The sequence below is a fragment of the Actinosynnema sp. NPDC002837 genome (assembly GCF_040295345.1).
Taxonomy (GTDB): domain Bacteria; phylum Actinomycetota; class Actinomycetes; order Mycobacteriales; family Pseudonocardiaceae; genus Actinosynnema.
Map to the genome: position 1 here is coordinate 63,976 of NZ_JBEOVG010000006.1, position 12,267 is coordinate 76,242.

The window sequence follows — 12,267 nt, forward strand, 5'->3', positions numbered from 1 at the left end:
TGGCCGCCGCGGGTTACATGATGAGGCGTGGCCGCCGCCGAGTGCGCGCAGTCGTCCGTCGGCTCGTGAAAGCACCGGGCGGCGCCACTCGAAGATTCCTCACGAGAAGGGACGCACGATGACCAAGCGCGTGTACGAGGCACCGGTCCTGATCCGCTCAGGCGCATTCTCGAAGGTGACCGGCTTGCTGCAACGCAACGGCCGCGACCGCCTCATCTTCAGCAAGAACTGACGCCGCCGACGCGTTGATGTCGGCGCCGAATCGCACGCCGGGCCACGGCGACGTCGGCTTCGTGGTCCTGCCGGACTGCGAGGGCGCGCTCGCCGTGGCCCCCTTCCGGGGCGCGGCCGACCTGAACGTCACGCACGCCTCGGGACGGCCGTGGCTGGTGGCCCGCCGCCCCGGCGGCGAGATCACCGTGGCCGAGACCGGGCGCACCAGGCTGGCGGTGATCGGGTGCTGCCCGGTGACGGCGGCGGAACTCACCCGCGAGGCCGAGCGGGTGCGGGACGTGGCCGACCTCGACCGGTTGGCGCGCCGGCTGCCCGGCAGCTTCCACCTGGTGGCCTCGGTGGACGGGCGGCTGCGGGTCCAGGGCAGCGCTTCCGGCATGAGGTTGGTGTTCCACGCCGTCGTCGCGGGTGTCACCGTCGTCGCCGATCGCGCCGACCTCCTCGCCGGGTTCGCCGGGGCGGAACTGGACGAGCAGCAGGTCGCGGTGCGGCTGCTGTTCCCCGTGCCGCACCCCTTGGCGGACACCCCGATGTGGCGGGGCGTGCGTTCGGTGGCGCCCGGGGACTACCTGGTGGTCGAGCCGGACGGCGTCCGCACCCGCCAGTCCCGCTGGTGGCACCCGCCCGAGCCCTCGCTGTCGATCGCGGACGGCGCCGTGCGGGCGGGCGAGGCGCTCGCGGAGGCGGTCGACGCGCGCACCCGGCACGGCGGCGTGGTGAGCTGCGACCTGTCGGGCGGCCTGGACTCGACATCCGTGTGCTTCCTCGCCGCCCGGGGGAACGCCGAGATCATCGCCTTCACCTGGCCGGGCCTGGACGACGCGGACGACGACTTCGCGTGGGCCCGCCGCGCCGCCGCGCACCTGCCCGGCGTGGTCCACGACAGCCTGCCCGCCGAGCGGTCCCCCCTGGTGTACGCGGGTTTGCGGGACATCGACGACGCCGTGGACGAGCCCACCATCGGCGTGATGGACCAAGCGCGGTTGTCGGCCCACCTGCCCCGGCTCGCGGCCAAGGGGGCACGCCTGCACCTCACCGGCATCGGTGGCGACCACGTCGCCTGGTGCTCGGACGCCTACCACCACACGCTGCTGCGCCGCCGACCGCTGTTCGCGCTCGGGCGACTGCGCGGTTATCGCTCGTTGTGGCACTCACCGTGGTTGCCGATGATCCGCGCGTTGGCCGACAACCGGCCCTATCACGCCTGGCTGGCCGACGCCGCAGACGACCTGCGATCGCCCCTGGCCGACGTCGCCACCACCGGTCTCGGGTGGGGCATGCCGCCCCGGCTCTTCCCGTGGGTGACGGAAGAAGCGGTGGACCTGGCGCGGGAAGCCCTGTTGGCCGTCGCACCGGACGCACGACCACTGGCGCCGACGAGAGGGCTGCACGCCGACCTGGAGCAGATCCGGAGCACCAACCGCATCATCCGGCACTGGGAGCAGATCACCGCGAACGCCGGGCTGCCCATCACCTCACCCTTCATGGACGACCGCGTGATCGAGGCCTTCCTGTCCGTGCGGCCGGAGGACCGCGTCACCCCGTGGACCTACAAGCCCGTCCTGAAAGAGGCGATGCGGGGCGTCGTCGCCGACGAGTGCCTGGAGCGCAGCACCAAAGCCCAGTCCGCCCTCGACGACGCCGCGGGCCTGCGCGAGCACCGAGGCGATCTGCTGGCGTTGTGGGAGGACTCCCGATTGGCCGACCTCGGCCTGGTCGACGCGCGACAGCTCCGGGCGCTCGCCATCCGACCGTCCACACCGGACCTGGGCCGGGCCACCCTGTACACGACCATCGGCTGCGAGGTCTGGCTGCGCGCCCTGGCTCGCTCCACCACGCCCGCATGAAGGGAGATCGGCATGCCCCTCCGGATCCGCGACGGTGTGTCCACGGCGGACACCGAGTACGGCACCGTGCTGCTCGACGAGCGCACCGGTGACTACTGGCAGCTCAACCCGACCGGCGCGGAGGTGGTGCGCCTGCTCCTGGCCGGCCGCACGCCCGACGAGGCGGTGCAGGCGCTGACCGAGCAGTTCGAAGTGGACGAACCCCAAGCGAGGAGCGACGTCGAGACGTTGCTCGACAGCCTGCGCTCGGCCGACCTGGTCACGCCGTGACGTCCCCCGGCGCGATCACCCGGCCCCCTCGGCGGGGCATCGCGCTGCCACGACGGGTGGCCGCACGGCTGGCGGTCGCGGCGGCCGGCCTGATCGCGCGGTTGTCACCGGCACGCCTCCGCGCCGTGCTCACCGTGCTCCGGCGCGGCGCCCGACCCGCCACCTACGCCCAGGCGAAGAAGGCACGCGACGCGGTGCTCGCGGTCAGCCTCCCGTGCGCCGGGCCGCAGGGGTGCCTGCCCCGCTCGCTGGCCACGGCGCTGTTGTGCCGCCTGACGGGCACCTGGCCGACGTGGTGCACCGGCGCGCGGAAGAAGCCGCCGTTCGGCGCGCACGCCTGGGTCGAGGCGGACGGTCGGCTGGTGGACGAGCACCTGCCCGCCGACTACTTCATCCGCCTCATCGTGGTGCCACCGGCGCCCTCGCGGAGGTCCGCGGGATGAAATCCGGGCCCGGCGCGCGGGTCAGGGACCTGCTCGGGCTCGTGCGCGGCCACCGGCGGGCCGTGCTGCTCGCGGTGCTGCTCACCCTGGTGGGCGCGGTCCTGGGCCTGGCGCAACCGCTGGTCGCGCGGGAGGCCATCACCGAGGCGGGCGCGGGCCGGACGGCGTGGGAACTCGTCGCCGCGCTCGCCGCCCTGTTCGTCGCCCAGGCACTCCTCGGCGCGTTCGGCCGGTTCCTGCTGGAGCGCACGGGCGAGGGCATCGTGCTGGGACTGCGCCGGTCGCTGATCGGGCACCTGCTGAAGCTGCCCATCCCGGTCTACGACGAGCGCCGGATCGGCGACCTGGTCTCCCGGACCGGCGCCGACACGACCGTGCTGCGCGACGTGGTCGCCCAGTCGTTCGTAGACCTGGTCACCGGTGTCCTCACCACAGCCGGGATCGTGGTCCTGATGGTGTGGCTCGACGTCACGCTGTTCGTCCTGGTGTTCGTGACCGTCGCGGCCGGTGCGCTGCTGGTGGTCGGCGCCGTGCGGGGGATGCGCGCGGCCAGTGAGCGGACCCAGGCCAGTGTCGGCGCGATGGCGGCCGACCTCGACCGGGCCCTCGGCGCCATCCGGACCGTGCGGGCCAGCCGCGCGGAGCAGCGGGAGACCGAGCGCATCGGCCGGCAGGCCGACTCCGCCTACCGCTCCGGCGTGCGCACCGCGAGACTCGCCTGCATCGCCGATCCCGCCGTCGAACTCGCGGCCAACGGCACCCTCCTGCTCGTGCTGCTCGTCGGTGGCGTCCGCGTCGCGCGTGACGCCGCCTCGCTGGGTGATCTGGTGGCGTTCCTGCTGTACGCGAGCTACCTCGCCGTTCCGCTGGCGTCGGCGTTCCACGCCGTGACCACCATCCAGCGCGGCATGGGCGCGTTGCAGCGCGTGTGGGAGGTCCTCGCCCTGCCCGTCGAGGAGAACCGGGAGAGCTCTCCCCACGTCGTGCAGCCGGCTGCGGCGACCGCCGTGCTGGAGTTCCGGGACGTGCGGTTCGACTACCCCGACCGCCCGGTGCTGCGCGGTGTGTCGTTCACCGTGCCGCCCCGCTCCCTGGTCGCGCTCGCGGGCAGGTCGGGAGAGGGGAAGTCCACGATCCTCGCCCTGGTCGAGCGCTTCTACGACCCGCAGGGCGGGACGATCCTGCTCGACGGCCGCGACGTGCGCGAGCTGAGCCGGGCGCAGTGCCGGGCGCGACTGGCTTTCGTGGAGCAGGACACCCCGGTGCTGCACGGCACGTTGCGGGACAACATCACCTACGCGGACCCCGACGCCGACGCGGCCGAGATCGACCGCGTGCTGCGCCTCGCCGACCTCGGCGACCTCGTCGACCGCCTGCCCGCCGGGCTGGACACGGAGGTCGGCGACCGCGGTTGCGCGCTGTCCGGCGGGGAACGCCAACGGGTCGCGCTGGCCCGCGCGCTGCTCACCAAGCCCTCGTTGCTGCTGCTGGACGAACCCACCTCGCAACTCGACGCGATGACCGAAGCCGTGCTGGCCGAGACCGTCGCCCGCGTCTCCGCCGAGTGCGCCCTGCTCGTCATCGCGCACCGGCCGTCGACGTTGCGCAGCGCGGATTGCGTCGTGCTGCTCGACGGTGGCCGGGTGGCCGCACGGGGAACGCCGGCGGAGTTGCTGTGCGACAGCGAGCTGTACCGGCGACTCGCGACGTGAGCCCGGCGGTCGGGCCGACTCGCGACGTGAGCCCGGCGGTAGAGCCGTGCCGCCGCACGCTCGTCCACCTCCCCGCCGTGCTGCTCCGAAAGGCGTCGCCGGAGTTGACGTGAACAGGCCAACCTCGACCGAACCACGACCCCCTCGCGCTCCCGCACGCTTTGCTGGCAGTTCCGGACATCCCGGGAGCCAGGGGGAAGCAATGACGAAACGCGCACTCGGCGCGCTGGCGGCGGGGGTCGCCGCCGCGCTGCTGTGGGGCGGGCAGACCGCCGCCACCGCCGAACCGCAGGCCGTGCCGGTGATCCAACCCGATCCGGTGCTGATGTTCCCGTCGAAACCGGCCGAGACCGACTGGGCAACGGTCGCCCGCGCCCGCGAGGCCAAGGCGCAGGCACGCGCGCACCGCGTCGGCGCGCAAGCGGCCCGGCCGTACCAGGAGCAGGAACCGGTCGGCGTCACCGGCGCCAACGACACCCCGACGACCGCCGAGCACATCGCGGGTTTCGGCACCCGCGCGCCCGCCGACTCGAAGATCGCGCTGACCGGCGACATCAGGCTGGACGACACGATCCCGGTGCTGCCGCCGCTCCCCGAGCCCGACGACGCGATCGGGCTCGCCGGCGACACCGGCTTCCCGGTCACCCGGCGCGCGGTCCGCACCAGCGGCGTCATCGGCGACGGCCCGCACGGCAGCGCCGGCGACGGCACCGGGGACTTCGACTTCTACCGGCTCGACGGCGGCGCCACCGACGTCACGTTCTCCGCGCGCACGTCGACGCCGACCGGCGACCTCGACCCGGTGCTCGCGCTGTGGGACACCGACGGCGGCCTGTGGACCGTCAGCGGCGACAGCGGCGGCTCGACCGACTCCGCCATCACGTTCACCATCCAGGCCGGCCGCACCTTCTACCTCATGGTGGGCTCCGACCCGTTCGCGCTGCCGCGCGACCCCCTGACACCGGGCACCGGCCCGGGCGTCGTCACCGAAGGCCCGTACGACCTGCTGATCACCAGCGGCAAGAGCGGCGGCGACCTCGACTACTACTCGTTCGACCTGCGTGCGGGCGACGTGCTCGGCGCGGCCGTCGCGGGCGGCGGCACCCGGATCGCGGTGCACGACCCGGCCGGTCGCGAGGTGTTCGGCTCCTCGCAGGACCTCACGTACTCGTTCGCCCAGGTCTCGCCGATGCCCGGCGGCGGCAACGCGGTCGTGGACTTCGTGGCGCCGGCGGCCGGCCGGTACCGGCTCGGCGTCGAGGCGGGCGAAGGTCCGTACGACATCAAGCTCGAAGCGTTCCGCCCCGGCACGGAGACCGCGCCACGTGGTTCCGTGCACACCATCTTCCTGGACTTCGACGGCGCCAGGGTGAACACGGCGATCTACGGCGGCGGCGGTGGCCTGCGCGACCTCTCACCGCTGGCGGACTTCCTGCCCCGGTGGGGACTCGACGCGGCCGACGAACGCGCGTTGATCGCGGCCATCACCGCCACCGTGCGGGAGAACCTGGAACGGGACCTGATCGCCAAGGGCCTCAACCCGCGCTTCGCGGTGCGCATCCTCACCAGCCGCGACCACGTCGACCCGTGGGGGCAGCCGAACGTCAGCCGGGTCGTCGTCGGCGGCACCATCGCCGAGACGGGCATCTCCACCGTCGGCATCGCCCAGTCCATCGACGCGGGCAACTTCGGCCGCGAGGAGACCGCGCTGGTGCTGCTCGACGAGATCAGCGCGCCGGCCGGACCGGTGTGGTCGCTGAACACCTACGTCGGCCCGGCGAGCGACGAGATCGCGTTCATCGGCCGCGCGGTCGGCAACATCACCAGCCACGAGGTCGGGCACATGTCGGGCAGCTGGCACACCGACCGGCTCAACGACGCGCACGGCATCATGGACCCCGGTGGCGACCCGGCCGTCATGTTCGCGGTGGGCCCGGACGGCGTCGGCGGCACGGCCGACGACCCGGACCTCGACTTCACCGAGGACGAGCTGAGCCCCGCCGAGGGGTTCACCGGCACCGAGGACACCGTCACCCGCACCGCCTGGGCGTTCGTCCGGGGCGCCGGCTGACCCTGTCCGGTGGGCGCGGCGCTGGTCGGCCGCGCCCACCGACGTCCCCGTGAAGGGGCAATCCGTTCACCCGACGCGGGCTCGTCCGCGTCGTCGGGCGGTGGCGGACCGCCGGCGTGCCTACGGTGGGGCCGACCCGGTTCCCGTCCGAGGAGGCCCGATGGACCGGCGCGCGTTCCACCGATCCGTGCTGCTCACGAGCATCACCGCGCCGCTGCTGACCGCCGCTCCGGCCCAGGCCCGACCACCGCGGGGCGTGCCCCGCCGCTCGGTGGTCGAGTACGGGTTGCCACACGCGGAGCAGACGCACGAACTGGTGCGGGTCCCCGGGCTGCCGCTCGTGCTGGTGTCGCAGATGTCCAACAGCCACCTGGTCAAGGTCCGGCTCGACCCGGCGGGCGAGCAGGTCCAGGCGGCGCGGGCGCACCCGTTGGGCGAAGCGCACTCCATGCTGCACGGCCTGGCGGTCTCGCAGCGCCACCCCGGCCTGGTGTGGGCCACCCACGAGGGCGACAACCGGCTCCTGCTCGTCGACCCCAACGGCCCGGACGTCGACGCGCCGCCCCGCGTGGTGCGCACGATCGACGTCCCCGGCGGCGGGCAGGGACCGCACTACGTCGGCGAGTACGGCGACCAGCTGTGGGTGAGCCTGAAGACCAGCAACCACGTGCTGTCGATCGACCACGCCGACCCGTCCCGGTTCCGGCTCTACGAGGCGCGCCCGAACCCGATCTTCGTCGCCCGGCACCCCGCGTCCGGCGAGTTCTACGCCAGCCAGGACGACGCGAGCCAGGTCCTGCGCATCAACCCCCTGACCCGGGACACCACCCAGCTGGACGTCCCCGACCGGCCGGTGGGGCTGGTGGCCGGTCCGGTCGGCCTGTGGGTCGCGCTGCTGGGCTCCAGCGACCACGGCACCGGCACGTTCGGCCGCATCGACGCCGACGGCGCCACCACGTGGTTCCGGTTGCGGTCCTCCGAGGTCGCCGACGCGGGCCTGCTGCACATCGCGTTCGACCCGGCGGGCGGGCCGAGCGCGTGGCTGCTGGGGTCGTCGATCGTCTCCGACGACGTGCTCGACGTCGTCGTGCGGGTCACGTTCGACCCGGACTTCACCCGGGTCGTCGGCGAGGAGGTCACCGTGCTGCCCACCCAGCACTGCAAGGCCCACCGCCTGCTCCCCCTGTCCCGCAGCCTGCTGGTCACCGAGCTGACGAGTTCCACCCTGGCCCAGCTCACCACCGAGTCGTGGGACCGCCCGACCGACCCCACACCGGGCGACCCGAGCTGAACCGTCACGCGCAGGGGTTGCCCCGGTCCACCCCCGGCGGCAGTCTGTCCACTTCGGACTCCGTGTAGTCGCGGCCGGCGGCGGCGCACAGGGCCGCGAACCAGTGGGACGGGTCGAGGTCCAGCGAGACGAAGCCCCGCTTGTTCGCGGCGATCAGCCGGGAGCCCGCCATCACCGGTCCGACCGTGTCGTCGGGCAGCCGGAACTCGCCGAGCAGGCGTGCCGTCCCCGGGTCCCACACCTGGATCAGCTCGTCCTCGCCGGAGGCGAGCAGCTTCCCGTCCGGGGTGAACCCGAGGGGCGCCACGTGCGCGGTCAGCGGGATCGCCTTCGACGTGGCGCCGGAGTCCAGGTCGTGCACGTAGGCCCGGCCCGACGAGTACTGGATCGCGATGTCCGGGCGGTGCAGCGCGGCGGCGAGCATCGTCGAGTCCGGTTCGGGTGCGATCTCGTCGCCCGCGGTCCGGGCCGCCAGGTCCCACCACCGCTGGCCGTGCGGCGTGTTGACGAGGACCCGGTCGGGATCGGGGGTACGCAGCACGACGCCGCGTTCCGCCGCCTCCAGCAGTTCGCGCGCGGTGTCGCCGACCGGCAGCGGCTGGCCGACCGGCGAGCCGCTGTCGAGGTTCCACCGGGTGAGCAGCCCCGCGTACAGGGTCACCGCGGTGCGGTCGTCCACGGCGGCCACCGAGCGCCGCCAACGGCGGTCCTCCTGGTCGCCGAGCTCGGCGGGCCGGGGCAGCCGGACCCGGCGCAGCTCCGCCAGGTCGCGGGTGTCCAGCACGAGCAGCTCCGGGCCGTCGAACAGCAGCAGGCGCGCGTTGTCCGGGGTGAACTGCAGGAACAACCGGCCCGGTGGCAGCAGGTCCGGCACGTGCGCCAGCCGCCGCCGGGTGCGGGTGTCGACCAGCGACAAGCCCGGCACCCGGTCGCTCGCGCCCTCGACCACCGCCATCAGCGAGCCGTCCTCGCTGTAGGCCGGGTTGAGCAGGTCGGTCGTGCCCGCGTACGCCGACTGCTGGGAGCCGACCTCCTCCACCGGGCGCGGTGGTCGCATCCGCACCACCGCCCGGCCGCGCACGTGGCGGATGTCGGGCGTGCCGTCCGGCGACCGCAGCACGACCGTGCCGCCGCCGACCTCCTGGTCCTCGGTGAGGTCCGAGCTCGGCGTCGAGGACTGGTAGGCCCGGCCGTCACGCGGGTCGAGGTACGTCACCAGGCCGAAGCTGCCCGACTCGACGCCCGGGTCGAACGCCAGGTACTCGCCGGTGAGGTCGGTGGACACGTCGCCACAGTCCGGCGCGGCCCGGCGGAACACCTCCGCGCCGCTGAACACGTCCCGCCCGGAGAGCACGTCGTGCGCGCACGACAGCACCATGCGCCCCTGGCGGGCCGTGGTGGACAGGCCCGGCGTCGACCGCACCTCCGCCCCGGTGTCGAGCGACCGCACGGCGAACACCGTGCCGTCGGCCCGCGCTTCCAGCAACGCCACCGCGCCGAGCTCGTCGTCCACCGCGGCGACGCCGAGCACCTCGCCGGGCGGCGGTGCGAACCCCTCCACGCGGGACCGCCGCGCCACGTCCCACACCTCCACCCGCGACTTGTTGACCAGCACGACGTGCCCGCCGGACGGGGAGATCTCCAGGCCCGCGTCCTCCAGCGGGTCCGGCTCCGCAGCGGCGGGGCGCACCAGCACCGGTTCGCCGCGCTCGCGCAGGTCCCACACCCGGATCGCCGACGCCGTGTCGGCCACCGCGACCCGCGTGCCGTCGTCGCTGACGCGGATGCCCTCCACCCCGTCGACCGTGCCGAGCGGCCACGACCGCGGCGCGTCGCCCCACGGGTCTCGCCACGCGGTCAACGCCCCGGACGCGGTGGCGGACACGGCGACGTGGCCGGTCGGGGTCGTGGCGATCACCTCCATCGGCACGGCGAACCGGTCCACGTCCACCTCGGCCACGTCGTGGAACGCGGCCTGCTGTCGCACCAGCGCGCCGTAGCCGACCGCCGGGTCGTGCCGCCAGGACGCCAGCGCGAACTGCAACGCGCTCATCGCGGAGACCCCGGCCTCGCGCTCGGCGAGGTCGTGCAGCAGCTGCGCGCCCTGCCGCCGCACGGTGGTGTCCAGCTCCTGGTTGGCCGAGACCGTGCGGGCGGTGAGCAGCCCCGACACCAGCAGCAGCACCGCCATGGCCGCCACGGCCGCACGCCTGGCCCTGGTCGACCGGCGCCGCGCGGCCTGACCGGCGGCCACGTAGTCGTGCTCGCGCCGGTCCACGTCGGCCGGGCGTTGGTCGAGCCACTGCCGCGCGGTGGCGAGCTGCCCGCCGCGCAGCACCAGGCTCCGGTCGCGGCCCTCGCGCTCCCACTGGTCGGCGCGTTCGCGCACCTGCGCGTGCCAGGCCAGGAACTCGCCGTCGGCCTCCAGCCACCCGCGCAGGGTCTGCCAGTTGCGCAGCAGGGCTTCGTGGGCGAGCGCGAGCACCGGCGGCTGGCCCGGGTCCTCGCGGACGAGGAGCAGCCGTGCGCCCAGCAGCACGTCCACCACCCGGCGCAGGTCGTCGGGCACCTCGTCCACCCTGACGGGGCGCAACGCGAAGCCGTCGTCGGCGGGTCGGGCCAGGCGCACCAGCAGCCGCCGCACCGGTTCCCGCTCGGCCGGGTCGAGGTCGCGGTAGAACCGCTCGGCGTGGCCTGCCAACGCGCCCGCGACACCGCCCAGCTCGTCGTAGGCCCGCAACGTGAGCCGACCGGCCTCCTGCGCCTGCCACAGCTCGGTGAGGGTGAACTCGACCAGCGGCAGCAGGCCCGTGCCCGCCCGCGCGTCGACGAGCACGCGGTCGACCACCCCGTCCTGGTAGGCCACGCCGGGCGTGAGCGCCACGGGCCGCTCCACGGCTTGGCGCAGCCCGTCCCCGCTCAACGGCGCGAGGAACATCGTCGCGTCGTCCAGCGCGGGCACGCCGCCGGTCGCCAGCAGCCCGTCCAGGGAGCCCGCGCGGAGGGTGAGCACGACCCGCGGCCCGCCCGGCTCGGCGGTCAGCTCCTCCAGCAGCCGCAGCACGTCCCGCGCGGTGCCCGGGTCGGTGGTGACGACCTCCTCGAACTGGTCGACCACCAGCACCGCGCCGGGCACGGCGACCGGGCGCAGCACGGCCAGCAGGTCGTGCGCCGACTGGCCGGGCACGGGCCGGACCAGGGCCACCGGCGTGCCCGCCGCCTCCAGCCGCGGCCGCAGCCCGGCGTCCACCAACGACGACTTGCCGCAGCCCGACGGCCCGACCACCAGCACGATCCGCTGCCGCGCCACCCGTCGCGCGAGCCGGTCGATCTCGTCGTCGCGGCCGAAGAAGTACCGCGCGTCCTCGGCGCGGAACGCCCGCAGACCCCGGAACGGGCACGGTGGCGCCAACTCGCCCGCGACCTCGACCAGCGTCTCGGACGGGATCAGGTAGGCGGTGCCAGAGCCGCGTTCGGCGGCCACCGTCATGCCGATCACCGCCGCCAGGTCCTCGCTCCACACCGGCGAACCGCTGAAGCCGCGCGCGATGCGCGGCCCGTCGTCGGCCTGCACCTGCACCCACCCGGTGCCCTGCCGCTCGCGCAGGCTGCCGCCGACCCACACGCCGTCCTCGTGGCCCGCCGGGAACCCGGGCACGCGGAACCGTTGGCCCCACGGGTTCTCCGCCGCCCCGAGCGCCAACGTGGCGAAGCCCTCCGGCGGCGGCTCGGTCAACCGCAGCAGCGCAATGTCGCCGCGACCGTCCGCCAGCACGGGCCGCCACGCCTCCACCACCGCCGTGCGGGCCGGCGCGCCGGGCAGCATCGGGAAGTCCACCCGCACCGGCCCCGGCGGCGGCACGGTGCCGTCGCCCACCACGTGCGCGCACGTGCACACCAGGTCCGGCGCGACCAGGAAACCCGCGCCCACCACCGATCCCCGACCATCGCGCACCCGCACGACAGCCGCGGGCAACGCACGTGCTGACTCCATCGGCTTATCCCCCCGGACTACCATCCCCAGGGCCATTCTCCCGAACGCGCACGCCCGAATGCCACGCACGATCGGGTGATCTTGAAGGGCCGCCGACGCCGGCCGACCACCGCCGCGCACGCCCGCCGAGTTCGATAGGTTTCCGAACTTTTCACCGACCACCGGGGCCGCATCGGACCGGAAATCCCGGCACCAGTACCGATGCATTTCAGCCATACCCGCGCCGGACGTACTTGCGCAATTTTACGGAAAGGTTTTCGCAACCTTACGAGAATCGTTGACAGCACGCCGGAGTCGGCCGAACACTGTCTGCATCGACAGACCCTGGACCGATGTCGATCGGGTCACCCCCGCGACTCCGGCAACCGACCGTCAAAAGCGATAGGGCGGTCGAAAGCCTGATCG

General features: G+C 74.1%; 8 protein-coding genes. 7 read left to right on the plus strand and 1 reads right to left on the minus strand.

Translation table 11 applies throughout. From position 1 onward, the window contains the following. The first annotated feature begins 118 nt into the window (after nt 1-118). The 7 genes from ABTZ99_RS06620 (at nt 119) to ABTZ99_RS06650 (ending at nt 7,868) form a co-directional block, all read left to right on the plus strand. Complete coding sequence (locus ABTZ99_RS06620; RefSeq protein ID WP_498780837.1) at nt 119-232, plus strand: keywimysin-related RiPP; 114 nt, start codon at nt 119-121, stop codon at nt 230-232. 16 nt (nt 233-248) lie between these two features. Further along, nucleotides 249-2,081 (plus strand): asparagine synthase-related protein, encoded by a 1,833-nt coding sequence (locus ABTZ99_RS06625; RefSeq protein ID WP_499608750.1) that lies wholly within the window; start codon nt 249-251, stop codon nt 2,079-2,081. Between the two features lie 12 nt (nt 2,082-2,093). Continuing rightward, nucleotides 2,094-2,351: a lasso peptide biosynthesis PqqD family chaperone gene (locus ABTZ99_RS06630; RefSeq protein WP_498780835.1), complete on the plus strand. Its 258-nt coding sequence runs from the start codon at nt 2,094-2,096 to the stop codon at nt 2,349-2,351. Continuing rightward, nucleotides 2,348-2,794 (plus strand): lasso peptide biosynthesis B2 protein, encoded by a 447-nt coding sequence (locus ABTZ99_RS06635; RefSeq protein ID WP_498780834.1) that lies wholly within the window; start codon nt 2,348-2,350, stop codon nt 2,792-2,794. Before ABTZ99_RS06630 ends, ABTZ99_RS06635 begins: the two co-directional genes overlap by 4 nt. After that, the gene (locus tag ABTZ99_RS06640; RefSeq protein WP_499608754.1) at nt 2,791-4,506 is read left to right on the plus strand and encodes an ABC transporter ATP-binding protein; all 1,716 of its coding nucleotides are present in this window, start codon (nt 2,791-2,793) and stop codon (nt 4,504-4,506) included. Before ABTZ99_RS06635 ends, ABTZ99_RS06640 begins: the two co-directional genes overlap by 4 nt. A 202-nt stretch (nt 4,507-4,708) precedes the next feature. Further along, nucleotides 4,709-6,577, plus strand: coding sequence for a hypothetical protein (locus ABTZ99_RS06645; RefSeq protein WP_499608756.1), 1,869 nt, complete (start codon nt 4,709-4,711; stop codon nt 6,575-6,577). Nucleotides 6,578-6,737: 160 nt separating this feature from the next. Then, nucleotides 6,738-7,868, plus strand: coding sequence for an NHL repeat-containing protein (locus ABTZ99_RS06650; RefSeq protein ID WP_498780828.1), 1,131 nt, complete (start codon nt 6,738-6,740; stop codon nt 7,866-7,868). Between the two features lie 4 nt (nt 7,869-7,872). On the opposite strand, the gene ABTZ99_RS06655 is transcribed toward ABTZ99_RS06650, so the two are convergent. After that, nucleotides 7,873-11,862: an nSTAND1 domain-containing NTPase gene (locus ABTZ99_RS06655; protein ID WP_499608758.1), complete on the minus strand. Its 3,990-nt coding sequence runs from the start codon at nt 11,860-11,862 to the stop codon at nt 7,873-7,875. Nucleotides 11,863-12,267: the final 405 nt, after the last annotated feature.

Excerpts from the sequence above, each read along its gene's own strand:
- ABTZ99_RS06620 (WP_498780837.1), top strand. The coding sequence starts at position 119 with ATGACCAAGCGCGTGTACGAGGCACCGGTCCTGATCCGCTCAGGCGCA.
- ABTZ99_RS06625 (WP_499608750.1), top strand. The coding sequence starts at position 249 with ATGTCGGCGCCGAATCGCACGCCGGGCCACGGCGACGTCGGCTTCGTG.
- ABTZ99_RS06630 (WP_498780835.1), top strand. The coding sequence starts at position 2,094 with ATGCCCCTCCGGATCCGCGACGGTGTGTCCACGGCGGACACCGAGTAC.
- ABTZ99_RS06640 (WP_499608754.1), top strand. The coding sequence starts at position 2,791 with ATGAAATCCGGGCCCGGCGCGCGGGTCAGGGACCTGCTCGGGCTCGTG.
- ABTZ99_RS06645 (WP_499608756.1), top strand. The coding sequence starts at position 4,709 with ATGACGAAACGCGCACTCGGCGCGCTGGCGGCGGGGGTCGCCGCCGCG.
- ABTZ99_RS06650 (WP_498780828.1), top strand. The coding sequence starts at position 6,738 with ATGGACCGGCGCGCGTTCCACCGATCCGTGCTGCTCACGAGCATCACC.
- ABTZ99_RS06655 (WP_499608758.1), bottom strand. The coding sequence starts at position 11,862 with ATGGAGTCAGCACGTGCGTTGCCCGCGGCTGTCGTGCGGGTGCGCGAT.